This window comes from Candidatus Spongiihabitans sp. (genome assembly GCF_965237845.1).
In the GTDB taxonomy this organism is placed as follows: Bacteria; Pseudomonadota; Gammaproteobacteria; order Arenicellales; family Poriferihabitantaceae; genus Spongiihabitans.
The window spans coordinates 2,326,185-2,349,553 of the sequence record NZ_OZ250154.1 but is presented as its reverse complement, the minus strand read 5'-3'; the positions used below and the strand labels follow the sequence as shown (position 1 = coordinate 2,349,553).

The 23,369-nt window shown below is 47.2% G+C and carries 22 protein-coding genes and 3 tRNA genes; 20 read left to right on the top strand and 5 right to left on the bottom strand.

Annotation, left to right across the window (positions count from 1 at the left end; translation table 11 throughout):
• Positions 1 to 25 precede the first annotated feature (25 nt).
• The 6 genes from ACPXXB_RS11165 to ACPXXB_RS11140 all read left to right on the top strand — a co-directional run bounded on the left by ACPXXB_RS11165 (position 26) and on the right by ACPXXB_RS11140 (position 6,682).
• Positions 26 to 985, top strand: coding sequence for an RluA family pseudouridine synthase (locus ACPXXB_RS11165; RefSeq protein ID WP_423911149.1), 960 nt, complete (start codon positions 26 to 28; stop codon positions 983 to 985).
• A 197-nt stretch (positions 986 to 1,182) separates the two neighbouring features.
• On the top strand, positions 1,183 to 3,456 hold the full coding sequence (locus tag ACPXXB_RS11160; protein ID WP_423907444.1) for a DNA translocase FtsK: 2,274 nt from the start codon (positions 1,183 to 1,185) through the stop codon (positions 3,454 to 3,456).
• Between the two features lie 16 nt (positions 3,457 to 3,472).
• Positions 3,473 to 4,126: an outer membrane lipoprotein chaperone LolA gene (lolA, locus tag ACPXXB_RS11155; RefSeq protein WP_423907442.1), complete on the top strand. Its 654-nt coding sequence runs from the start codon at positions 3,473 to 3,475 to the stop codon at positions 4,124 to 4,126.
• A gap of 74 nt (positions 4,127 to 4,200) precedes the next feature.
• Positions 4,201 to 4,575, top strand: a complete 375-nt coding sequence (gene crcB / locus ACPXXB_RS11150) for a fluoride efflux transporter CrcB (RefSeq protein WP_423907441.1) — start codon at positions 4,201 to 4,203, stop codon at positions 4,573 to 4,575.
• 55 nt (positions 4,576 to 4,630) lie between these two features.
• Positions 4,631 to 5,914 (top strand): serine--tRNA ligase, encoded by a 1,284-nt coding sequence (serS, locus tag ACPXXB_RS11145; RefSeq protein WP_423907439.1) that lies wholly within the window; start codon positions 4,631 to 4,633, stop codon positions 5,912 to 5,914.
• A 9-nt stretch (positions 5,915 to 5,923) separates the two neighbouring features.
• Positions 5,924 to 6,682, top strand: a complete 759-nt coding sequence (locus tag ACPXXB_RS11140; RefSeq protein WP_423907438.1) for an SDR family oxidoreductase — start codon at positions 5,924 to 5,926, stop codon at positions 6,680 to 6,682.
• 51 nt (positions 6,683 to 6,733) lie between these two features.
• Here ACPXXB_RS11140 and ACPXXB_RS11135 read toward each other — a convergent pair whose 3' ends face one another.
• Both ACPXXB_RS11135 and ACPXXB_RS11130 read right to left on the bottom strand, forming a co-directional pair.
• On the bottom strand, positions 6,734 to 7,813 hold the full coding sequence (locus tag ACPXXB_RS11135) for a hypothetical protein (RefSeq protein ID WP_423907436.1): 1,080 nt from the start codon (positions 7,811 to 7,813) through the stop codon (positions 6,734 to 6,736).
• Complete coding sequence (locus ACPXXB_RS11130) at positions 7,779 to 8,798, bottom strand: DNA-methyltransferase (protein WP_423907434.1); 1,020 nt, start codon at positions 8,796 to 8,798, stop codon at positions 7,779 to 7,781. The genes ACPXXB_RS11135 and ACPXXB_RS11130 overlap by 35 nt, the downstream gene beginning before the upstream one ends.
• 158 nt (positions 8,799 to 8,956) lie before the next feature.
• Here ACPXXB_RS11130 and dapB point away from each other — a divergent pair, with 158 nt between their 5' ends.
• A complete protein-coding gene (gene dapB / locus ACPXXB_RS11125) occupies positions 8,957 to 9,754 on the top strand; it encodes a 4-hydroxy-tetrahydrodipicolinate reductase (protein ID WP_423907432.1) in 798 nt (265 codons plus the stop codon).
• Between the two features lie 400 nt (positions 9,755 to 10,154).
• Here dapB and ACPXXB_RS11120 read toward each other — a convergent pair whose 3' ends face one another.
• Positions 10,155 to 10,787 carry a hypothetical protein gene (locus ACPXXB_RS11120; protein ID WP_423907430.1) on the bottom strand — a complete coding sequence of 211 codons (633 nt, stop codon included), beginning with the start codon at positions 10,785 to 10,787 and terminating at the stop codon, positions 10,155 to 10,157.
• On the opposite strand from ACPXXB_RS11120, the gene ACPXXB_RS11115 reads away from it, so the two are divergent.
• The 10 genes from ACPXXB_RS11115 (at position 10,770) to ACPXXB_RS11070 (ending at position 19,842) form a co-directional block, all read left to right on the top strand.
• Positions 10,770 to 10,964, top strand: a complete 195-nt coding sequence (locus tag ACPXXB_RS11115) for a hypothetical protein (protein WP_423907429.1) — start codon at positions 10,770 to 10,772, stop codon at positions 10,962 to 10,964. The two genes, ACPXXB_RS11120 and ACPXXB_RS11115, sit on opposite strands and share 18 nt — an antisense overlap.
• Before the next feature lie 118 nt (positions 10,965 to 11,082).
• Positions 11,083 to 12,126: a recombinase RecA gene (gene recA / locus ACPXXB_RS11110; protein WP_423907427.1), complete on the top strand. Its 1,044-nt coding sequence runs from the start codon at positions 11,083 to 11,085 to the stop codon at positions 12,124 to 12,126.
• A gap of 22 nt (positions 12,127 to 12,148) precedes the next feature.
• Positions 12,149 to 12,637 carry a regulatory protein RecX gene (locus ACPXXB_RS11105; protein WP_423907425.1) on the top strand — a complete coding sequence of 163 codons (489 nt, stop codon included), beginning with the start codon at positions 12,149 to 12,151 and terminating at the stop codon, positions 12,635 to 12,637.
• A gap of 23 nt (positions 12,638 to 12,660) precedes the next feature.
• A complete protein-coding gene (gene alaS, locus ACPXXB_RS11100) occupies positions 12,661 to 15,261 on the top strand; it encodes an alanine--tRNA ligase (protein ID WP_423907423.1) in 2,601 nt (866 codons plus the stop codon).
• Positions 15,262 to 15,438: 177 nt separating this feature from the next.
• Positions 15,439 to 16,407, top strand: coding sequence for a DNA-methyltransferase (locus ACPXXB_RS11095; protein ID WP_423911147.1), 969 nt, complete (start codon positions 15,439 to 15,441; stop codon positions 16,405 to 16,407).
• 9 nt (positions 16,408 to 16,416) lie between these two features.
• Positions 16,417 to 17,571 (top strand): hypothetical protein, encoded by a 1,155-nt coding sequence (locus ACPXXB_RS11090; protein ID WP_423907421.1) that lies wholly within the window; start codon positions 16,417 to 16,419, stop codon positions 17,569 to 17,571.
• 100 nt (positions 17,572 to 17,671) lie between these two features.
• Positions 17,672 to 17,747 (top strand) — tRNA-Phe (locus ACPXXB_RS11085).
• A 246-nt stretch (positions 17,748 to 17,993) separates the two neighbouring features.
• Complete coding sequence (locus tag ACPXXB_RS11080; protein ID WP_423907419.1) at positions 17,994 to 19,223, top strand: aspartate kinase; 1,230 nt, start codon at positions 17,994 to 17,996, stop codon at positions 19,221 to 19,223.
• A gap of 108 nt (positions 19,224 to 19,331) precedes the next feature.
• Positions 19,332 to 19,685: a carbon storage regulator CsrA gene (gene csrA / locus ACPXXB_RS11075; protein ID WP_423907418.1), complete on the top strand. Its 354-nt coding sequence runs from the start codon at positions 19,332 to 19,334 to the stop codon at positions 19,683 to 19,685.
• Positions 19,686 to 19,751: 66 nt separating this feature from the next.
• Positions 19,752 to 19,842 (top strand) — tRNA-Ser (locus ACPXXB_RS11070).
• Here the strand turns inward: ACPXXB_RS11070 and ACPXXB_RS11065 are convergent.
• Positions 19,802 to 20,233: a (2Fe-2S) ferredoxin domain-containing protein gene (locus tag ACPXXB_RS11065; protein ID WP_423907416.1), complete on the bottom strand. Its 432-nt coding sequence runs from the start codon at positions 20,231 to 20,233 to the stop codon at positions 19,802 to 19,804. The genes ACPXXB_RS11070 and ACPXXB_RS11065 overlap by 41 nt on opposite strands.
• Positions 20,234 to 20,430: 197 nt before the next feature.
• On the opposite strand from ACPXXB_RS11065, the gene ACPXXB_RS11060 reads away from it, so the two are divergent.
• Positions 20,431 to 20,507 (top strand) — tRNA-Arg (locus ACPXXB_RS11060).
• Between the two features lie 44 nt (positions 20,508 to 20,551).
• Positions 20,552 to 20,890, top strand: a complete 339-nt coding sequence (gene glnK / locus ACPXXB_RS11055) for a P-II family nitrogen regulator (protein WP_423907415.1) — start codon at positions 20,552 to 20,554, stop codon at positions 20,888 to 20,890.
• A gap of 118 nt (positions 20,891 to 21,008) precedes the next feature.
• On the opposite strand, the gene pyrE is transcribed toward glnK, so the two are convergent.
• The gene (gene pyrE / locus ACPXXB_RS11050) at positions 21,009 to 21,656 is read right to left on the bottom strand and encodes an orotate phosphoribosyltransferase (RefSeq protein ID WP_423907413.1); all 648 of its coding nucleotides are present in this window, start codon (positions 21,654 to 21,656) and stop codon (positions 21,009 to 21,011) included.
• Positions 21,657 to 21,799: 143 nt separating this feature from the next.
• On the opposite strand from pyrE, the gene ACPXXB_RS11045 reads away from it, so the two are divergent.
• Complete coding sequence (locus tag ACPXXB_RS11045) at positions 21,800 to 23,359, top strand: AmpG family muropeptide MFS transporter (protein WP_423907411.1); 1,560 nt, start codon at positions 21,800 to 21,802, stop codon at positions 23,357 to 23,359.
• The last annotated feature ends 10 nt before the right edge of the window (positions 23,360 to 23,369 follow it).

The following is a 23,369-nucleotide window of genomic DNA, read 5'->3' as shown; positions in this document are numbered from 1 at the left end:
TAATTTTCAGGAGCAACCATTGTCCGTGCACAAGCAACAGACCGCGCCACCAAAAGCAAGACTTCGGGCAGTCAACACGGAGGAACAGGGACAGCGGATTGATAACTTTTTGATAAAGGTTTTAAAAGGCGTGCCAAAGACCAGAATCTATAAGGCAGTGCGTAGCGGGGAGGTGCGGGTAAATGGGTCGAGAATAAAAGTATCGTATAAATTAAAATCTGGAGATAAAGTACGCATACCGCCGATTCGCTATGCTCAGGTTAATCAACCCGCGGTGGTGCCCCCGAATCTGCTGGATAGCATCCCCGTGCTTTTCGAGGACCAGCACTTCCTGGTAGTGGACAAACCAGCCGGGTTGGCGGTGCATGGCGGCACCGGTATGCAGTACGGGTTAATCGAAGCGTTCAGGCAATTGCGACCTGAAACCGAATTTCTTGAGTTGGCGCACCGCCTGGACCGGGAAACCTCAGGCTGCCTGATGTTGGCCAAGACCAGAAAAGCATTGCTTGCATTGCAACAACAGCTGGGTCAGGAAAGAACGATTGGTAAATATTATTTAGCGTTGGTGGAAGGGGTGTGGAAGGGAGAAACCAGGACGGTCAATTTATGTCTGACCAGAAAGACCGAAACGGGAAAGGACAAACGCTCGGTGATTGATCGCAACGGTCAGCAGGCCACGAGTAAAATTTCGCCGATAACGCGGTATCATCACTTGACCCCGGCAACTCTGGTGGAAATCGAACTCAAAACCGGCCGAATGCATCAAGCCCGTGTACATTGCTCAAGCAGCGGATATCCCATCGCCGGGGATCGCTTGTATGGCGAAAATGAGTTTAACAAGAAAATGAAAAAACTCGGTCTTGGCCGCTTGTTTCTGCATTCCCACCAACTAAAAGTACGCCACCCCATAACCAACAAACCACTCGCTCTGGAAGCCCGGCTGCCTTCGCGGTTACTCTCGGTGCTCAGTAAATTAGAGAGTTGAAAGAAAACATGCTATGCCATATGGCTATGATACGCACAATCCAGACGGCCGCCAGGCAGATCAAAACTTGCGGTGTTAGCCGCGACATTCAGGTTAGTGATAGAATCAGGCATTGTTGTAATTACAATCATAGTTAAGTGGCCAAGGTTAGACAACGTACACGGAAATCTCAATTTAGTTCCGTCATTCCAGGAAAAATGCCAAGAAAAATCTCGGGCAAAATCACATCGCTGCTACGCGGCGTGGGCTTGCTATTATTACTTGCCGTGGTGGGGTATTTGTTGGTCTGTCTGGCGACCTATTCCTCTGCCGATCCTGGACCAACACATACCGGCAGCGGCAAGGATATTGCAAATAGGGGTGGCGCGGTGGGTGCCTGGATCGCCGATCTGTTGTACACCGGTTTCGGTACCATGGCTTATCTATTTTCAGCTTTGCTGGGGATTACGGTTTGGCGGATTTATAAGGACCGTGGGGCACGGGGAAATCATGGGAAAATTTATGACTGGAACTATTTCCCGCCCATCGCAGGATTGTTCGCGGCGATAATCGGCGCCTGTGGTTTGGAGCAAATCTATTTTCCGATTCAGAATCCCGAATTCATGTTTCACGCCGGCGGCATTGTCGGGCAATTCAGCGCGCAAGGCTTGAAACCAAATTTTGGCATTATTGGCGCAACAGTTATTCTTATTGGATTACTGATTACCGGGATAACATTGGTGGGTCGTGTTTCCTGGCTCGATTTAATGGACCGGGTTGGATATGCCGCATTTGTGTTCGCCGGATGGATTAAATTGCGTATTAGCGATTCGAGCGATCGTAAAAAAGGCGCAGAGGTAAGGCGGCAACGGCAAGCGTCCGTTAAAAAATTTAGAGCGGTATTGTCGGGGAAAAAGCCACCAAAGATTGAACCGAAAATTGATGTTCCGGTGCAAAGCGAACGAAAACAAAAGGAACAACAGGCGAGTTTGTTTTCTGAGCAAATTTCCGCTGGCGTGTTGCCCGAGCTGTCCTTGCTCGACTCGCCGATGCCGAATAGCCAGGGTTATTCCCGGGGGGCGCTGGAATCCATGTCTCAGGTGCTGATAAAAAAACTAAAAGACTTTAACGTCGATATAACTGTTGAGACCGTGCAGCCAGGGCCGGTAATCACCCGATTTGAAATTGAACCTGCGCCAGGCATTAAAGCCAGTCAAATTGTCGGGCTATCCCGGGATCTGGCTCGATCATTGTCTGTGGTCAGTGTGCGGGTGGTGGAAAATATTCCTGGAAAAACCGTGATTGGTATCGAAATCCCAAACCAATACCGCGAGACGGTGAGGTTGGTGGAAGGCTTGTCTTCCCGGGAATATGAAAAGAGTCCTTCGCCATTAACGCTGGTGCTTGGCAAGGACATCGCCGGCAATGCGGTGGTTGCGGATTTAATTAAAATGCCTCACGTCTTGATTGCCGGGACTACGGGCTCCGGGAAATCGGTATGTATCAATGCGTTAATTCTAAGTTTAATCTATAAGTCCACACCGGAGCAGGTGCGAATGATTATGGTAGATCCAAAATTTTTGGAGCTTTCGGTGTATGACGGTATTCCGCATCTGCTGGCGCCGGTGGTAACCGATATGAATAAAGCAGCCAATGCGTTGCGATGGTGCATTGTAGAAATGGATAGACGCTTTCGACTGATGGCGGCCATTTCTGTTAGAAACATTGCTGGCTTTAATAAGAAAGTCGAAGTAGCAAACAAATCTGGAGAGCCGTTGTTTGATTCCACACAGGAACTTGAACCCGGCATACAGCCCGATGTATTAGGTTCGTTACCCTATATCGTCGTGATTGTGGACGAGCTGGCGGATTTGATGATGGTTGCCGGGAAGAAGATTGAAGAGATAATTACCCGCATTGCTCAACGAGCGAGAGCGGCGGGAATTCATTTGGTATTAGCAACCCAACGGCCTTCGGTGGATGTGGTAACCGGATTGATTAAAGCAAATGTGCCCACACGGATTGCATTCCAGGTTTCTTCGCGCGTGGATTCGAGAACGGTATTGGACCAAATGGGCGCGGAGCAATTGCTGGGGCAGGGGGATATGTTGTTTCTACCCCCGGGTTCCGGATTTACCCAAAGGGTTCACGGCTCCTTTGTTTCTGATGATGAGGTGGCAAAAGTCGTAGGTAATTTGAAAAAAATGACGCAGCCGATTTACCTGAATGAAATAACCGAGGGAGGCACGGAAGGTTTTGCGGGCAACGGAGGATTCTCAGAAGGCGAAGGCGAAAATGATCCGTTGTATGATGATGCGGTGAATTTCGTTACCCAAAGCCGCAAAGCCTCCATTTCTGCCGTGCAGCGCGCATTGCGTGTAGGTTATAACCGCGCCGCGCGAATGATTGACACTATGCAGCAAAGTGGTGTGGTTTCCGCTCCGGATAACGGCAAGCGTGAAGTGTTGGCGCCGCCTCCGCCGGAAAATTGATCAGGTAAAGCGAATAATGCAAAAAATTATTAAGCGTGTCATAACTTGTTTGGCTGCGATACTGACCGCTATCGCCATCGCCGGTACAGGTGTCGCTAATGCCAGTCCGGGAGTGGAGTCATTGGATTATTTCTTTAATCAAATTAATACCTTTGAGGCGAGATTCAGACAAAAGGTGTTAGACGAGTCGATGGTGGAAATTGACGACGGGCAAGGCAGGGTGTGGATACAACGGCCGGGTTTGTTTCGCTGGGACTATGAGCCGCCGGAGGCTCAGGAGATTGTGGGCGATGGTGAAAATGTGTGGATATACGACATTGAACTCGAACAGATTACGGTTCGCAACCAGAATCAAACTCTGGGTAAATCGCCTGCCATATTGTTGGCCGGGACCGGTAATCTGGAGGAAAACTATAAAATTGAGGATATAGGCGCGCACGGTCGTTATGATTGGGTCAACTTAATGCCTAAAAACGAAGACAGTGGATTCAAGGAGATTCGCATCGGATTTGAAGACAAGCGATTGAGGTTGATGGAGCTGCTGGACAATCTGGGTCAGACAACGCGAATACTCTTTGTTGATTTAAAGGAAAACTCGCTCATCCCCCTGACTACATTCGATTTTATTCCGCCACAGGGCATGGATATTATTGACCACAGAAATCCATGAACGACACGTTCAGTCCGGTATGATTACGATCGGGTTATCAATTATTAAATCGCTTCAATAAAGCACAACCCGATATGAAATTTATGGTCATTGCATTGGGGGGCGCTATGGGTTCTGTTTTGCGATTTTGGCTGTCAACATCCATACAAACCCGATTCCCGGCAAACTTTCCATTAGGCACTCTGTCGGTCAATGCCATCGGGTCGTTATTGATCGGCATATTGTTCGTGATAATTCAGCAGCGATTCCATGGTAATGAAATCTTGCGAGGACTGATAATTGTTGGCCTGTTGGGCGGCTTCACCACTTTCTCAACCTTCTCTCTGGAAACACTTCAACTGATACAAATTGGTTTCTGGAACAAGGCATTGTTGAATATAATCAGTAGTGTTTTGGTCTGTATTCTTGGGGCCTTAGTCGGCATGGGCATTGGACGTTTGGCAACTTAGCCTAGAGAAAATAACGTCCCGATCAATAAATTTCAATTAAATATGCCGAATTAATATGTTAGATGCACAATTATTCAAACAGGATATCGGGCAAATTGCAGAAAAATTACAGGTGCGAGGTTATACCCTGGACATTGCTCGCTATCAAAACCTGGAGAACGAGCGCCAGGTTTTACAAAGTGAAACAGAATCTCTCCAGGCCGAGCGTAATAAAACATCTAAACAGATCGGCGCTGCAAAAGCAAAGGGCAAGGAGGTGCAAGAGATTTTGGATTCCGTTGCCAATCTTGGAGAGCAATTAAAAATAAAGCAAACTGCATTGAATGTCGTTCAACAAAAATTGAACCAGCTGTTTAGTGAAATCCCGAATATTGCCCATCAAAGTGTTCCTGTGGGCAAGGATGAACAGGATAATGTCGAAGTCAGGCTTTGGGGGACGCCGAAAGAATTTGATTTCGAAATCAAGGATCATGTCGATTTAGGGGAAGGTTTGCAGATGATGGATTTTAAAGCTGCCAGTAAACTTGCGGGTTCGAGGTTTGTGGTGATGCAGGGATCCTTGGCCCGACTGCACCGTGCTCTGGCCCAGTTTATGCTGGATCTGCATGTCAACGAGCATGGATATACAGAAGTCAATGTGCCCTTGCTGGTCAATCCTCAAGCCCTGTTCGGCACCGGCCAATTACCAAAATTTGAGGAAGACCAGTTCTCCACCAGTGACGCTCCCCCCTATTATTTAATTCCCACCGCCGAAGTGCCGCTGACTAATTTGGCGGCGAATCGCATCATTGATGCACAACAACTGCCCATGCGATTTGTTGCCCATACACCGTGTTTCCGCCGCGAAGCCGGCTCTTATGGTCGCGATACCCGCGGCATGATTCGGCAGCATCAGTTCGAGAAGGTGGAAATGGTGCATATTGCCAATCCCGCCGATTCCTACGACGCGCTGGAGTCGATGACCAGCCACGCCGAAGCAGTTTTGCAAGAACTGGCGTTGCCTTACCGGGTCATTGTGCTGTGTACCGGGGATATGGGCTTTGCTGCAGCTAAAACCTTCGATTTGGAAGTGTGGATACCGAGCCAGAATCAATACCGGGAAATTTCATCTTGTAGCAATGTGGAAGGCTTTCAAGCACGGCGAATGAAGGCGCGCTGGCGAAATCCGCAAACGGGCAAGCCGGAGTTAGTGCATACCTTGAATGGTTCGGGTGTTGCAGTCGGGCGTGCCCTGGTGGCGGTTATGGAAAATTATCAAAATGCCGACGGCAGTATTGCCATCCCTTCGGTTTTGCAGCCCTATATGGGGGGGGTGACTTGCATTGCCGCGTGCAAATAATGGGGCGGCGTGCCATACAAAGGTAAAATATTTCTGGTAACCGGGGCCAGCTCCGGTATCGGGGCAGCGGTATCCAGGCTACTGCTGGACAATGGCGCGCAGGTTGTCGCGGTTTCTCGTCGAAAGATTACCGGTGAAAGTTTCTCCAATCGTGAACAGCAAAATTTTCAATCCTCCCGCAAGGGGATACTTAAAATAATGCAGTGTGATTTGTCAGACTTCGAATCATTGGATAAGTCGATTGGTCAGACCCTTAAAAGCATCTCTTATTTGGATGGCGTGGTTTTGTGTCATGGCTTTGGTGATTTTGGTTCGCTGGAGGAATTTTCAGTTGCCAGAATCAAACGTCAAATAGACACTAACTTAACCAGCATCATGCTGATTTCCAGGCTGGCAATGCCAATAATGAAAAAGCAAGGTTGTGGTGATTTAGTCATTATCGGGTCTAAATCTGGTCTCGAAGGGAGTAAAAAAGGCGCGGTATATTGTGCTGCTAAATTTGGACTAAGCGGATTTGTCCAGGCTTTGAGAAAGGAATGTGCCGCCAGCGGAGTCAGGGTCGCCATCGTTAATCCTGGAATGGTTGATACCGAATTCTTCGATGAATTGGATTTTACGCCAGGGCAATCCAGAGACAATGCGCTGCAAGCGGATGATGTCGCCAACGCGGTAAAAACGATTCTGGATATGCCGGCCGGGTCGGTGATCGACCAAATCAATCTTTCTCCGCAAAAATCCGTGGTCAGAAATAAGAGCTGGAAATCATGATAATGTTGTGTCAGGAGATGTCCATTGCCCTTGCCAAAATAATTTATAACACTATTTCCATAAATCTTGCCACTGCATTTTGACATTATAAGTACCCCTATCCTCGATTAAATCCACATATTGATGCAGGAAATCATGCGGGTTCTCCAATAAGCGTAAGTAATATTTCAGACTTGTTTGAATGCCGTTAACTATCATCTGGCAACCATGATTCTTTTGAATATTCAATATCCGTTCACTAATTTCCTCGGCATCCTTCAATGTTTCATTAGTGCTAAGGAGATAATAGGTTTTCACGGGCGCAGATTTAAATTTGTCATAGCAGTTATCCACCAAATCCGGACTAAGTTTTATATTATGTTTAATCTCGACAATTTCGAATGGCTGTTGATCTGGTCTGTTTACTTGAACATCGCCCAAAAACCCCGACCTGCTGTCAGCTGTATTATGTTCTTGTAAATCACACAAAACGCAGTTTTTGTATCGGTGCAATTCTACAACGAGTTGTTTATATACCGCATATATTGCCAGTACAGGCAGTTTAGATCCTTCACCACCGCACTTTTCGAAGTGCTCGTTTATCTTTGAAACTATGTCCCTAATAGACATATTAATGGGCCTGTTCAATTTTATATTTTTATCTAAATCACGATATTCAATCAGTTTTGTGAACAAATAAATTAACGTATCATTCGGGTTAATATTTTTTATCTGCATCGCGTCCGCCAAAAATAAAAAAGCATCTTTTACACATTGCGGTTTTATGTGCCCGGCATAATCTTTATCATATGGCACGGCTTGCTCTAATGATCTGGTTAATGCTCCGGCCCCCGACACCATATAGGGAAAATCTTTGTCTTTAAGAAACGGCGTTACCGTGCTGGAATCCAAACCTCTCGCGCTGAAGCCATCTTGCATACCCGCTTGATGTTTCCGAATATCTTGATTTGGGGATATGATCTTTTTAAGCATGAGCGTGACGATTACCGCAAGCACGGCCTTGCATCTCTCTCTGTTCTCGACAATGATGTCTAGATTACTTATTGTATCGGGATCAATGGATATCGAAGCCCCAATACTGGAATGTCGGTATGCCTTATCCAAATATTGAACTGGTTGTTTGTTGTTCATCTATTCTATCTTTAGAAAAATTGCAGTATTTGGGGTTTATATCAATCCCAATAAATTTCCTGCCTTTATTCTTAGCCGCCAACAAAGTTGTGCCACTCCCACAGTACGGATCTAAAACTACTCCATCTGGCGGACATGTGAGACCAACAAATTCCTCAATTAGTTGTAATGGAAACATCGCAGGATGTTCAATGCCTTTAGAATTTTCAACGGGAAACTCAATATAGTCTTTTTTAATAGGGTTGCCTAAAATTCGTATAACAGTAAACCCTTTCTTCTCGATTTGTATTTTTCTGCCCCCGTCTTGGCCACCAAAAGCTGGTGCATGAATCCCCCGTATTTTCATTCTAAAACCAACTATTTTCTCTCTTCTTACATCATCAATCGCTTCTCTGACTGCACATTTTGCATCTAGTTTTTCTTTGTCCGACAGACCAGACCCGTCGATCAGAGGAAAGTATCTTGTGCCAAGTTTATTGGTAGGCTTATTTCTGCGTATCGTTTGCGGGGAAGGCATAAATTCGCTCAAGGAATAGTAATATTTCTTGGATTTGACAAAATGAAAAAAGGGTTCAGTGCTACTAACAAGTCGCCTGTTAAATTGTCTTGGTGTCGGGTTTTTCTTTGCCCACATAATGTTATTCAACAATATCAAATCAGGCATTCTTTCAAGCGCGGATATTGCAAATTTATATGGAACAAGCATGGTTCCTCGCTCTTTGTCAATTTTGTCTCCGATGTTGTACACTATGCTCCCGGTTTCCTTCATGACACGAGTTAATTCATCAAAACTTTCATGCAGAGATTCCAGATAATTGCATACATCACTTTCCATGCCAATGCCAATTCCTGTGTATTCCCGCTGTTGAAAATACGGGGGCGAAGTGATAATGGCATCTATGCAATTATCTGGGAAACTTTTAAGAATAGTCGCACAGTCGCCACAGTGGACTACGTTGTGTTTTATTTTCGGTTTGGATTCCATTTCAATAGATTTCAACCATTCGGATTTGGTTAGAATTAATTATGATAATACTAAATTCTGGTTTGTGCGGCAAGGATTTGGGAGATGATAATGTTATTGTTATTGCGCGAATTGCGTTACTGTCGTATTTTACACACTCTGACAATTAACTTATTCCTATGATCAAACTCGCAATCTCTGGTGCCTCAGGCAGAATGGGTCGGGCTATCATCCGTGAGCTGGATCAATCCGGCGACATGGAGGTGGCGGCGGCGCTTGAGCACAAAAGTTGTAGTGTTATTGGGCAGGATGCTGGCCAGGTTGCGGGCAGGGATAACATGGGTGTGCCAATCTCCGCCAATGTCAGCGACATGGCTTTCGATGTGATGATAGATTTCTCTAAACCCGAGGCGGTGCCAGAACATCTGGAATTATGTAAAGCCGGGAATGCAGCCATCGTTATTGGTACAACTGGGTTGAATGAATCTCAGAATCAACAGATCGCAGATGCAGCCAGCCACATTCCGGTTTTGTTTGCCGCAAATACCAGCGTTGGCATCAATTTATGTGTTTCTCTGATCGAGACGGCCAGCAAAGTTATCGGTAATGTTACAGATATTGAAATAATCGAATCCCACCACCGCCACAAAGTGGATGCGCCATCAGGCACGGCGCTGTTATTAGGTGAGGCAGCGGCAGGGGCGTTAGCTACCGACCTGAGTCGCTGTGGCGTATTCTCCAGGGAAGGGCACACCGGAGAAAGAAAACCCGGGAGCATTGGATTTGCGACCATTCGCGGTGGCGATATCGCCGGGGAACATACCGTAATGTTTATTGGCGACGGCGAAAGAATCGAGATTACCCATATGGTCACGGATCGAAAAATTTTTGCCCAGGGCGCGATTCGGGCTGCGCACTGGTTATCGACCCAACAAAAAGGGCTGTTTAATATGCAGGATGCTCTCGATCTTCGTTGATACTGTCCTGGCTCAGACACAAATGAGACTATTAAGAGGATAAAAAATCGGGCAGTCTGAGGTGAAATCAATTCACTTAAATCACAGGCGCCTGCGCGATGCAGATTAACAGCCTGCGAATCCAATCATATGACCGCCAAGGATATCGGAAATGCAGGTTTTGTATGACCGCCAAGGATATCGGAAATGCAGGTTTTGTATGACCGCCAAGGATATCGGAAATGCAGGTTTTGCAGGAGCGGAAACCGGTCCGCAGTTGGGTGATTGCCGACACCGCCAGTGAACCCGCAATCAATCGAATGAGGAAATCGGCACTGTATGCCAATCTCAAATCAGCAGCGGCACGATGGCGTTATGCTTGAAAACCATCGGCGGGACAAAGGCGGCCTGCTGCCGTTGGCTAGCCCGTTATCGGCGGCGTGGCTGGAGAGGCTTGGAAAGCCAAAGCCGTTGTCCGCAGCGCGTGCGCGGATGACAATGGACAAAACAACAGGAGCGCCAAGTGCTGCACTTGTGCAGGGGTTATCCGCTGCGGGGTAAACGCAAGCTCTGGAAGGGGTTGTCCAGGGCTCAGGGTCTGAGCCTCAGCACGGTCGGGCGCATCCTGGCCCGGCTGGCGCGCTTGAAGCGGATCAGGTTGGCATCGTTTGACGGCCGGGCCGGTCAAGCCCAACGGCATTGATTCCAAGGCTACGCCAAGCGTTGGCAATAGGGGATGCGCTCCAGGCAGCCGGGCGAGCGGGTGCAGATCGACCGCCTGAGGGTTGGTTTCACCGCGGGCTTTGGCGTCAAGGAATTCAAGGCAACCGGTCCGGCTGCCGGGTTTGTTGCCTTGAAAGCCTATAGTCGCGCGACCAGTCGTTGCGCCAAGGACTTCCTGGCCCATCATCGAACCAGCGCGGTTCAAAATCTGCTCAATACAAGACGATGGCGGCAGCGAGTTTCGGGATGCGTTTGAGCAAGCCCGCCAGGCTTTGGCCCTGCCGCTGTTTGCGCTACCGCCTGAACAGCCTGAATGGAGCGGTTGCGTCAAGCACGCCAATGCAGTCGTTATGAGTGCTGCCCGTTGTATGAAGGCCGGTTGACGGTGACCGCGATCAACCAGGAACGGGTGCATTACCCGTGGCCCTATAATCATTACCGACCACACGATAGTTTGGATTTAATGACGCCGATGGCGTATTATCGGCAACTCGCCTTGGCGACCTGATTTTGTCTCATATGGGGTGAACCCGGACAGATGCTGGTTCTAAATCACAGCATGTGGGATAATTTCGGGGTTGTTTGCTCAACGAAACCAAACCTATTAACACGAGAAATTAAATTAAATGGATGAAAATAAACGTAAAGCGCTGGATGCGGCGCTGGGTCAAATTGACCGACAATTTGGCAAAGGATCTGTAATGCGACTTGGGGATTCTAAGGTCGATCAAGATATACAATGTTGTTCCACTGGATCATTGGGGCTTGACATCGCCTTAGGGATCGGCGGGCTGCCACGGGGACGGGTTATAGAGATTTACGGACCAGAATCCTCAGGCAAGACCACGCTAACGCTATCAGTTATTGCCGAAGCACAGAAAATCGGCGGCACCGCTGCGTTTATAGATGCGGAACATGCCCTGGACCCGGCATATGCGGAAAAACTCGGCGTTAATATCGATGATTTACTGGTCTCCCAGCCGGATACCGGAGAGCAGGCTCTGGAAATTACCGACATGTTGGTACGCTCCGCGGCCGTGGATGTGGTGGTGGTGGATTCTGTTGCCGCTTTAACACCCAAAGCTGAAATCGAAGGTGATATGGGTGACCACCACGTCGGTTTGCAGGCGCGATTAATGTCTCAGGCGCTGCGTAAGCTAACCGCAAATATCAAACGCTCAAATACCATGGTGATATTCATCAATCAGATTCGCATGAAGATCGGCGTGATGTTTGGAAACCCGGAAACCACTACTGGTGGCAACGCGCTTAAATTCTATGCTTCCGTTCGTCTGGATATTCGCAGAATTGGCGCTGTCAAAAAAGGCGATGAGGTATTGGGTAACCAGACTCGGGTTAAAGTGGTTAAAAACAAAATTGCGCCACCCTTTAAGCAAGCCGAATTTGATATTCTTTATAACGAAGGGATTTCAAAGCATGGCGAACTTGTCGACCTCGGTGTGGCAGTAGGTTGCGTCGAGAAATCAGGGGCGTGGTATAGCTACGGCACTGATCGAATTGGTCAGGGTCGTGACAATGTTCGGGAGTTCCTTAAGGAAAACCCGGCAATGGCGGATGAAATCGAAGCAATAATTCGGGAGAAGAAATCGATTAAAACGGCCCGCGCCCAGGATACCGCAATTAAACCTAAAGCAGTGGCTGAGATATAGCCGAGATATAGATAGCAATTCTTTGAATAAAAATTATTATTCAGAATCTTCTCGATCGGAGACTGACGAGTTAATCCGCCGGCTGAAAGACAAAGCATACCGATTATTGGCGCGACGGGAATATAGCGCATTTGAACTGCGCCAGAAATTTGAAAATCTGGCGCCCGCCTCTATTTGTACTCAAATACTGGAGGACCTTATTCAGCAGGGGATGCAATCGGATGCGAGATTTGCAGAAATGCTGTGTCGTTCACGGTTTAACGGTGGCAAGGGGCCGGTTATGCTAAGACATGAGCTTAATGAACATAAAATCGACCCGGATTTAATTGAGCGTGCCCTAGCTGTTTATCAAGACCAATGGACCGAGTCAGCGGCACGGGTGCGGATTCGAAAATTTGGTGAAAAACCCCCTGCGAACTTGGAGGAATGGGCCAAGCAGGATCGGTTTCTGCAACAAAGGGGATTCTTCTCAGCGCAAATTGATCAATTTGAAAATGCCATTGTCGATTAATTGTTGTTGATTATGACGGACAGATGAAAACCACCGAAATCAGGCAACGATTTATTGAGTACTTTGTCAGGCATGGGCATGAAGCTGTGCCTGGCAGTTCCCTTGTGCCTGGCAACGACCCAACTTTATTGTTTACAAATTCGGGCATGGTGCAGTTTAAGGATTTGTTGTTGGGGCGTGAAACCCGCGCCTACAAACGGGCGGTCACTTCGCAACGATGTGTAAGAGCCGGCGGAAAGCATAACGATCTGGAAAATGTTGGCTATACCGCACGTCACCATACTTTCTTTGAGATGTTGGGAAACTTCAGTTTTGGCGATTATTTCAAAAGCGACGCAATACGATATTGCTGGGAGTTGTTAACTGTTGAGTTCGGATTACCTCCGGAAAAGCTCTGGGTGACGGTTTTTGAGGATGACGATGACGCGGAGTCGATTTGGATAAATGAAATTGGCATGGCCAAGGATCGGGTAACCCGGAAAGGGGCAAAAGATAACTTTTGGCAGATGGGTGACACCGGACCTTGCGGCCCATGTTCGGAAATTTTTTACGACCATGGCGCCGATGTAGCCGGAGGTCCGCCAGGGTCGCCTGAACAGGACGGTGATCGTTATGTGGAAATATGGAATTTAGTGTTTATGCAGTTTAATCGCAATAGCGACGGTCAGCTTGAACCGCTTCCAAAACCTTCGGTGGATACGGGAATGGGTCTGGAACGCATTGCTGCCGTGTTGCAGGGGGTTCACAGTAACTATGAAATTGATTTGTTCCAAAACCTGACTGGTGCCACGGCAGTTATTTTAGGAATCAAGGATACCGAGAATAAATCGTTGCGCGTAATTGCGGACCACATTCGCTCTACCGCGTTTTTGATCGTTGACGGCGTAATCCCCTCGAATGAAGGAAGAGGTCATGTGCTGCGTCGGATTATTCGCCGAGCCATTCGCCACGGTTATCAACTCGGTTGCAAAAAAACGTTCATGCATAAACTGGTGGTGCCGCTGGTCGATGAAATGGGCGCCGCTTTTCCAGAATTAGCGGCATCCGCTAAGCGGGTTGAACAGACACTAAAACAAGAAAACGAAAAATTTAATGAAACACTGGGCCAGGGATTAAAGATGCTTGATCAGGAAATCGCCAAGCTGCAAGGTGATACCTTGTCAGGTGAAACCGTATTCAAGTTATACGATACTTTCGGTTTCCCCGCGGACTTAACCGCCGATATCGCTCGGGAACATGAATTAAGCATCAATAATGATGAGTTTGAATCTGCTATGCAGGCGCAGCGCAATCGCGCCCGCTCAGCCAGCCAATTTATCGAGGGAGACCAGATCAGGATTGACGGATTGGAGCGCACCCCATTTGTCGGTTACCAAAATCTGAAATATGAGGTTGAGGTTATTGCATTATTAAAAGATAAGAAAGCGGCACAAAAATTAGAGCAGGGCGACCAGGGTATTGTGGTGCTGTCCGAGTCACCGTTTTACGCACAAAGCGGCGGTCAAATCGGCGATCACGGATTGATCACGCTACCCAACGGGGTTTTTAAGGTTACAGATACTCAATACATTGCCAACAAGGTGATTGCTCAATTCGGTCGGGTAGTGTCGGGAGTAGTTGAGTTAAAGCAAACAGGCGAGGCCGAGGTTGAAGCAAATAGACGTCATTTAAGCGCCAACAACCATTCCGCAACACATTTATTACACGCGGCATTGAAATCTGTACTTGGGCCTCATGTTGAGCAAAAGGGCTCATTGGTTGAACCGCAGCGATTACGTTTTGATTTTTCCCATTTCGAGCCGATTAGTCCCTCGAAATTGATTGAAATTGAGTCTTTGGTTAATCAAAATATTCGTGCCAACCATCAGGTTAGCGTGGATATTATGGATCTGGACGATGCAAAATCCGCGGGTGCGGCGGCGTTATTTGGCGAGCAATACAATTCCGAGGTGCGCGTCGTCCGCATGGAGGAATTTTCATTTGAGCTGTGTGGCGGTACCCACGTCAATCGCACTGGTGATATCGGCCTGTTCAAAATTAACGCCGAGTCTGGCGTGGCCGCCGGGGTGCGGCGTATTGAAGCGCGAACCGGCGAATTAGCTGAAAGATATGTCGGCAAACAACTCAAATTATTGGACAAAGTTACTTCCGTATTAAAGACAACGCCCGCGAATCTTCCAGACCGGGTAAAGTTTATACTGGAAACCCAAAAGCAACAACAACGTCAAATCCAGTCTTTGCAAACCCGATTGGCGACTGGGGGCGTGACAACCGATGTCGTTAAGGAAATTCAGGGTGTTAAAGTAGTCGCCATTCGCCAGGATGATGCCGATGTACAATCAATGCGTCTGGTGGTTGACCAATGGCGTAATAAATTACAAAGCGGCGTGGTGCTGGTTGCCGGGGCCAACAATGGCAAAGTTACATTGATAGCCGGGGTCAGCAAGGATTTGAGCAATCAGTTCCAGGCGGAGAAATTAATTCGCAAAATATCATCGCTGGTTGACGGCAAGGGAGGAGGCAGCCCGGATCTTGCTCAGGCCGGGGGAACTAACGCCCAAGGCATAGAACATGCCATTGAAGCGACTTACAGGTGGGTGGAAGATTCAATCAGGCGTAATTGAAAACTATAGCTCGTCGAATTTTCCTGCCGGGTCGGATTAAGTGTTCCGGATCGAATCCACTTACTTTGGTTTGGCGCAAGAGACTTGGTATAAGGATGATGCTACCTTATACTAAATGCTAAACTAAGAGTGCAACATGAAGAAATGTGATACTAAATGCTAAACCAAGACGGTAACATAAAGAAACGTGCTTCACGTAACAGAACATTGACCTGTACCGAGGCGGAGTTGACATCGCTCTCGACGGATTTGTGGTGCCTGACTGCGCCAGTACGCCCGGAAGCGCTGCCGCATCGCATCGTCAATCAAGACATTGACCAGGCACTCCCGTTCCTGCCGACCGGGTTCGTCGATCTCCTGATTTTAGACCCCCCGTACAACTTGACAAAAAACTATAACGGCCATCTTTTCCGTTCCCGTGAAGCGGAAGACTATGTAGCCTGGTTTCGCCGAGTGTTCTCGTTGCTTCTCCCTTTGCTACGGCCCAAAGCGTCTGTTTACGTTTGTAGTGACTGGAAGACCTCTAATCTTGTCTTTCCCGTACTGGATAAGCATCTCCGTGTCCGCAATAGAATCACTTGGGAAAGAGAAAAGGGGCGTGGTGCGAAGACAAACTGGAAAAACAACACCGAAGATATCTGGTTCTGCACGGTCGGTGATGACTATTTCTTCAATATTGATGATGTTAAGCTTAAGAGGCGGGTTTTGGCACCGTACCGGTCTGAAGATGGAAAGCCCAAGGATTGGGAAGAATCGCAAAATGGAAACTACAGGCTTACGCACCCGTCAAACCTCTGGTCTGACATCACAATCCCTTTCTGGTCAATGCTGGAGAACACGGACCACCCTACCCAGAAGCCGGAGAAACTGATAGCAAAGCTCGTTCTCGCAAGCTCGAACCCTGGCGATTTCGTATTTGACCCATTCCTTGGGAGCGGCACAACGGCAGTTGTCGCACACAAGCTAAACCGACAGTTCTGTGGAATTGAAATGAACCGAGAGTACTGCTGTTGGGCGGTAAAGCGATTGAGGCAAGCTGAAGCCAACAGGAGCATCCAGGGGTACGCGGAAGGTGTGTTTTGGGAGCGAAACAGTTTGAGCGACCAGATACACATAAGGCGGTCAAGTCATCCGGTAGCCAGATGAAGCTATTCAATGACTGATACCCTTCACCGCCTGTTGGCATTGATCAATGAGAATAACGGGATTAACGACAAGGCGAGATTAGCAAGCATAGTGAGAGATAATCTTGGTCTCGTCAAAGATCGGTCTGTTTACTATTGTGCCGACTACGCTTTACGGTTCAGTTCGGCTACTGGGCGAAATTTCGGGAACACAGTCTTGTCTCTATCCAATCTTCGCAAATACGACAACCGTCCCTTCATCGTGTGTCTCGTAACGCCTTCACAGAATCACTGCCTGATCACCAATACGACATTCCTGAAGAAGGTAAGTCATAGCTCACACGAACTCAGACAGAACAATATCAGAGGGAGCTGCAACGGATCGGATATTGTTCGGGACTTTGAGGGAATTTCTAACGTGGCTGAAAACATCGGCAGGCTCTTTGCTATTCATGCAGAGATTGGATTTGAAGGCAATCTGGTCCGTCTCGTGGAAGCGACGAACGACATTTCCCCATCTGGAAACAAGTATCACATGAACAACGAAGCATCAGTCACAATACTTGAGGCTCCAGGGCGAGCGATGCGTTTTGTTCGCGATGAGGATTGCGCCGTACTCAAGGAAGGGCTGGATACGCAGGTTGAAAAATTCAAGATGGAGATACTGTTGGCTGCACTCATTGAAAATGTCAATGTGCGCGGTCGGATTATTGAGTATCTCATTGCTGGAGAAGATGAATCGCTGCGACAACAAATTCTCTCTGCTTTGAAGGATGGTGATAGCATACCCCCATTCATGACAGACAATACGCTGGGCGACTACCACAGGAGTTTCGACACTTTCGACACCGAAACGGACATAAAGACGAATATCATGATTCTGAATTCAAACCCAAAGGCATACAATCTGGATAAGATGCTCGAGTTTCTCGCTGGGGATAGATCTGTATTCATGTTCTACTTTGTCGGTGTTGATGCAGGGAAGAACGTCAACACAGTTTTGATCTCAATGTTTCAAAAAGACCTGCTTAGTTCCACAATTCTGCTTCGTCACTGGGCTGGTCGGAATTCACGGGGTGTGACGCAGTTTGAGGGTAAGACGATCAACGACCTGATGGTCACGCCAGACGCAACGATTGATGAACTCAAATCCGTCGAGTTTCTGAAGCGGGTTATGGAGATTTGATCGGCGATATGGATAAAATCTCGGCTGATACGAGGCGCAGCTACTAATTCATCAATCGTTTTAGCGGTTTATAAGAATATCCTAATCAGTTAATTCACTTGGCCAGGTAGCTCAGTCGGTAGAGCAGTGGACTGAAAATCCTCGTGTCGGCAGTTCGATTCTGTCCCTGGCCACCATCATTTCAAGAGTTACCATAACTAGGGCATTAAGGTATTTTTCTGTGCGAAAATTTTACGCCCCAAGCCTCGAATTGACGTGCAACCAGACTAGTTTGTCCAGTTAAATTTGCTGGGTTAAATGGGCGGTAAAATCAAAAATTCGTAAAAAAAGTGCCAGAGGGATCAAATATTAGGTAGAGTAAGTATTTACTTTTATCTTGATAACAGTTTAAATCCCGCGCCATTTTTACCGATAAACAAACATTGACTTTAATTGTTGAAAAATATGGGGGTACTTCCGTAGGCTCTGTGGAGCGGATAAATGCGGTCGCGCAAAATGTTGCCAACAGCGTAAAAAGTGGCGACCGACTGGTGGTCGTGGTTTCTGCAATGAGCGGCGAAACCAATCGGCTGATTGGGTTGGCCAAGGAGGTTTGCGAGCAGCCGTGCCCAAGAGAAATGGATGTGCTGACTTCCACAGGCGAGCAAGTCACCATTGCGCTATTATCTTTAGCGCTTCAGCAAATCGGGATTTCGGCATGTTCCTATACCGGATATCAGATTCCAATTCGTACCGACAGTGTCCATGGTAAAGCAAGAATTGAACACATTGACGCCGACCGGGTACATGCTGACCTGGATAATGGTAATGTGGTTGTGGTTGCCGGGTTTCAGGGCATCAGCGAGGAAAACAAAATAACGACTCTGGGGCGCGGCGGTTCGGATACCACCGCAGTGGCAATGGCGGTTGCGCTTCATGCCGACGAGTGCAGAATATTTACCGATGTCGATGGGGTTTACACCGCTGATCCCAGAATGGTAATGGATGCCAGGCGTTTGGAGAGCATTACTTTCGAAGAAATACTGGAGTTATCCGGCGCCGGGGCAAAAGTGATACAAATTCGTGCGGTCGAATTTGCCGGAAAATACAATGTTCCACTACGGGTGCTGTCATCATTTGAACCCGGCCCGGGAACCCTGATCACCTACGAGGACAAAAATATGGAACAACCATTAATTTCCGGAATCACAGTCGTTGAAAATGAAGCGAAAATAACCGTTCGCGGAGTCCCGGACAAACCAGGAATTGCTTACAGCATCCTGGGACCGATTTCCGCTGCCGATATAAATGTGGATATGATTGTCCAAAATATCGGAACCGACGGATTAACCGACTTTACGTTTACGATAAATCAGGAGGATTTGCAGAAAAGCATGGATTTGCTGGAACCTGTGGTAAAGGAATTAAAGGCTGAAACGGTGGTCGGAGACACTAATCTGGCGAAGATTTCCGCGGTTGGAGTGGGTATGCGATCTCACGCAGGAATAGCGACTGCGATGTTTCGAGCTTTATCAGAAAAGGGGATAAATATTCAGATGATTTCCACCTCTGAAATTAAGATTTCTGTTACCATCGACAAAGAATATACCGAACTCGCAGTACGGACACTTCATAAAGCGTTTGGGCTGGAACAAATTGGCGCAAATCGGTGAGAAGTTTTGGGCTGCAATTGAAAACTTGTTGGATATTCTATGCTTCCCCGTTTTGACATCCGGGGAGCCAGGAGGTTGTTGCGATTTGGCGAATAGGGTGTCGAGAATATGGTATCAGAATATGGTGTCGGTGAAATTGAAATCTATAATCAGGAGCAGAGAAAAATGTTAATTCTTACTCGCCGCATAGGCGAATCGGTTTACATCGGAGACGATGTTCGATTAACAGTTTTAGGTGTGCGTGGAACTCAGGTTCGAATCGGTATAAATGCGCCCAAAGAGATACCCGTTCATCGAGAGGAGATATACTATCGAATCAAACATGAACAAGCGGCTAGTTATGGCCAGGATAACGGGCACGATCAAGGTGGTCAATATAATGGTAATCAATCAGATGATGATTCAGATGATTATGATGATGACCAACTGGATATGGAAGCGGGTGATCCGCACAACGCATAACCCTGGCAACTTTAAACTGTTTTGACTTGTGGTTAGTTTGTCCGATGGTGCGAGTTCGATAGTACGGGAGAGATGGCCGAGCGGCTGAAGGCGCTCCCCTGCTAAGGGAGTATACGTTAATCGCGTATCGAGGGTTCGAATCCCTCTCTCTCCGCCATCCGCGTAAGCGGCTGGGCGATGATTACATATTCCTTGATTGCGCGACCGCCTATCAAGTGCTCCATAATAATTCTTTCAAGCACATCCGGCGTGCAAGAGTGATACCAAATGCCCTCCGGGTAAACCAGGGCGATGGGTCCATGAGCGCAGATTTGCAGGCAATTTGCCTTGGTTCGGAAAATCCCTCCTTGTTTAACCAGCCCGAGTTCTTTTAGCCGTGTTTTCAAATAATTCCACGATTCAAGACTTTTCTCCTTTGGAGAGCATTTTGGTTTGGTTTGGTCGCAGCACAGAAAGATATGGCGCTTGATTCGATTAACCTTGAGTTCATCCACAGCGGCTGCGAGATTTTTTTCCCGGTTTGCTATTCTGCGGTCTTCGGTGTTCATTGGTTAGCGTCTCTGATTGGTAGATTGGGGGCAAATCGCGATCATTGGTTCAATGATAATCGGTTGCGTTAGTGGAAATTTGATTGCGCCATTGATACCGATTATTCCCGGAATGAATATATAAAGTGCCGTACAGTAACTCTATTGTCATTGAAATAACATCACAATTTCTGTACTGTTAAACTAATGACCAAGTTGCGCCCGTAGCTCAGTTGGATAGAGTACCTGGCTACGAACCAGGGGGTCGGGAGTTCGAATCTCTCCGGGCGCGCCATTAGACATGACCCGAAATATCACTTGTTGCTTCAAAAAATTTTGATGAAACTCATCACCGCCATAATCAAGCCGTTCAAACTGGACGAGGTCAGGGACGCGCTTTCGGAAATAGGCGTACAGGGAATGACAGTAACCGAAGTCAAAGGATTTGGACGACAGAAGGGACATACCGAACTGTACCGTGGTGCGGAGTATGTGGTCGACTTTGTTCCAAAAGTCAAACTTGAAGTTGCGGTATCAAGCGATAGGCTGGATCAGGTAGTAGATGCCATTGTTCAGGCTTCGCAAACCGGTAAATTGGGAGATGGCAAGATATTTGTCTATGATTTGGACCGAGCGATTCGGATCAGGACCGGTGAACTTGATGATGATGCATTGTGATGTTTGCACTGGGCAAGAATGTTTTTAACGGTGATCGAAGTGTTGTTTGATATAATTTATTGGAAAGTCATGGTGCGATGCTAGAATCCTTAACCAAAATCCCTGAATTGATCCTGAATCAATTGCTTCCATAAGCATCGCGGTAGGCTGCGACGGCATCATAATATTGTCGATACTCCTGAGTCGAGCGAAGATAATTAACCAAATCGTCCATATTCAGTAGCGATAATACAGGCATGTTGTATTGTTGTTCAATTTTTTGAACTGCGGATTGGGTGTCGCCATCTGCGATTTCCTGGCGATCCAATGCGATGGCGATTGCACAGGGTTTTGCGCCGGCCGATTTAATGATTTTGACTGATTCATTGATTGATGTTCCCGCGGTTATGACATCGTCAACGATGACTACGTCGCCGTTAAGCGCGGCGCCGACTATATTGCCGCCTTCGCCATGATGTTTGGTTTCTTTGCGATTAAACGCATAGGCCACGTTACGTTTTTGGTGGTTCGCTAGCTGTACCGCAATGGCGGCGGCCAATGGGATGCCTTTGTAAGCCGGGCCATAGAGCATGAAATCATTTTTTAATTCAGCCGATATGAGTAACGCGTAGAACTTTGCGAGTTGCCGCAAAAGCTCACCGGTATTGAATAGTCCAGCGTTAAAGAAATACGGGCTGGAGCGACCGGATTTCAGGGTAAATTCACCGAAGCACAAAATTTTGTTTCTAACACAGATATCGAGGAATTCGCCTTTCAAATTTGACATGAATTGGAGGTTCACAAAGTATACGGATTAGTGGATATTATAGGATACTTGAGCGCCAATAAGTCTGTCGGTGGCAGGATGTCGGTAACAATTAAACCAGCCAAACAAAACCTGACCAAAAACTTAAGCAGAATAAAAAATTGATGAGTATAAATTTGCATTCAACTGCGGAAAAACTAAACTGGAAAGATTCGTTTCGCGCTTTTTCCCATCCTCGGGTGATCGCCATGCTGTTTCTAGGTTTTTCAGCCGGGCTGCCGTTGTGGTTGATATTTTCCTCACTGTCATTTTGGTTGCTGGAAGCGGGCATAGATCGTTCCGTTGTCACGTATTTTAGTTGGGCTGCGTTAGGTTATTCATTCAAGTTTGTCTGGGCCCCTTTGGTTGACAATCTGCCGTTACCGATTTTGACCAGCGCGCTTGGCAGGAGAAGAGGTTGGATTTTGTTTGCCCAGGGGTTGGTTGTGACTTCTCTTATCTTAATGGCTAATCTGGATCCCGCAGCCGATCAAACAAACTTGATTTATTTAGCTTTGGCAGCAGTGATGCTTGGTTTTTCTTCCGCCACTCAGGATATTGTTATCGATGCTTACCGAATCGAATCTGCTGGCGTTCAGCTACAAGCATTGATGTCGGCAACCTATATCGCTGGATATCGTATTGGAATGTTGGTAGCGGGTGCAGGCGCGCTCTATCTGGCAAGTTATTTCGGTTCTACCGCTGAAATGTATTCATTTTCCGCTTGGCACAAAACCTACTTGCTCATGGCGGCTTGCATGGTTGTGGGCGTTGCCACGACCCTTTTGATCCCGGAGCCTGACACTTCCAAACACCGTTCACATTCAAACTTGCAGCATAGCGCTCAGGCGGTGGTGCTGTTTATTTTTTGTGTGTCGGGTTTCATTTTAACGTATGTTTATTCCGCCGCAGTGGGCGCAAACTTAAAAATGTTTGTTATGGAATTAACCAACAATAAAGGACTGGCAGGATTTGTTGTCGAATGCTTAAAATTAACGGTGGGCCTATTCGTTGCGTTTACTATTGCTATACTGCTCACAAAAACCCGCTTGGTTGATTCCTCGACCCTTCAAGGTCTTTACTTAAACCCGGTGCGGGATTTTTTTCAGCGGTATGGCATCCATAGCGCGATATTGCTTTTAGCGTTGGTCGGACTTTATCGAATTTCGGATATCGTCTTAGGGGTTGTATCCAATGTGTTTTACCATGATATGGGATATTCAAAGAATGAAGTTGCAACCGTCGCCAAGGCATTTGGATTGGGTATGACTTTGCTTGGCGGGTTTCTTGGCGGTCTGCTGTCATTGCAATTTGGCGTATTGCGAATATTGCTGTTAGGCGCGATTTTGTCCGCGGCAACCAACTTGCTGTTTATGATATTGGCGAAGTTGGGCTACAACATTGTGATGTTATACTTGGTAATCGGCGCGGACAATTTAAGCGCGGGAATAGCGAGTGCCGCTTTCGTTGCATTTTTGTCGGCACTTACAAATATAAGGTTTACGGCTATGCAGTTTGCGATATTCACCTCATTGATGACCTTGATACCTAAAGTGTTAGGTGGTTATTCGGGCAGCATGGTAAACGAAGTGGGTTATACACAGTTCTTTTTGATTACCGCGATTCTCGGGTTGCCTGTCATTCTGTTGATCTTATTGATCTCCCGGGATTCCAGATTTTCCTGACCAGAAAAAA

Coding starts and splice junctions, on each gene's coding strand:
- ACPXXB_RS11160 (WP_423907444.1), top strand. CDS start 1,183: ATGCCAAGAAAAATCTCGGGCAAAATCACATCGCTGCTACGCGGCGTG.
- lolA (WP_423907442.1), top strand. CDS start 3,473: ATGCAAAAAATTATTAAGCGTGTCATAACTTGTTTGGCTGCGATACTG.
- crcB (WP_423907441.1), top strand. CDS start 4,201: ATGAAATTTATGGTCATTGCATTGGGGGGCGCTATGGGTTCTGTTTTG.
- serS (WP_423907439.1), top strand. CDS start 4,631: ATGTTAGATGCACAATTATTCAAACAGGATATCGGGCAAATTGCAGAA.
- ACPXXB_RS11135 (WP_423907436.1), bottom strand. CDS start 7,813: ATGAACAACAAACAACCAGTTCAATATTTGGATAAGGCATACCGACAT.
- ACPXXB_RS11130 (WP_423907434.1), bottom strand. CDS start 8,798: ATGGAATCCAAACCGAAAATAAAACACAACGTAGTCCACTGTGGCGAC.
- dapB (WP_423907432.1), top strand. CDS start 8,957: ATGATCAAACTCGCAATCTCTGGTGCCTCAGGCAGAATGGGTCGGGCT.
- ACPXXB_RS11115 (WP_423907429.1), top strand. CDS start 10,770: ATGGAGCGGTTGCGTCAAGCACGCCAATGCAGTCGTTATGAGTGCTGC.
- recA (WP_423907427.1), top strand. CDS start 11,083: ATGGATGAAAATAAACGTAAAGCGCTGGATGCGGCGCTGGGTCAAATT.
- alaS (WP_423907423.1), top strand. CDS start 12,661: ATGAAAACCACCGAAATCAGGCAACGATTTATTGAGTACTTTGTCAGG.
- ACPXXB_RS11090 (WP_423907421.1), top strand. CDS start 16,417: ATGACTGATACCCTTCACCGCCTGTTGGCATTGATCAATGAGAATAAC.
- csrA (WP_423907418.1), top strand. CDS start 19,332: ATGGTATCAGAATATGGTGTCGGTGAAATTGAAATCTATAATCAGGAG.
- ACPXXB_RS11065 (WP_423907416.1), bottom strand. CDS start 20,233: ATGAACACCGAAGACCGCAGAATAGCAAACCGGGAAAAAAATCTCGCA.
- glnK (WP_423907415.1), top strand. CDS start 20,552: ATGAAACTCATCACCGCCATAATCAAGCCGTTCAAACTGGACGAGGTC.
- pyrE (WP_423907413.1), bottom strand. CDS start 21,656: ATGTCAAATTTGAAAGGCGAATTCCTCGATATCTGTGTTAGAAACAAA.
- ACPXXB_RS11045 (WP_423907411.1), top strand. CDS start 21,800: ATGAGTATAAATTTGCATTCAACTGCGGAAAAACTAAACTGGAAAGAT.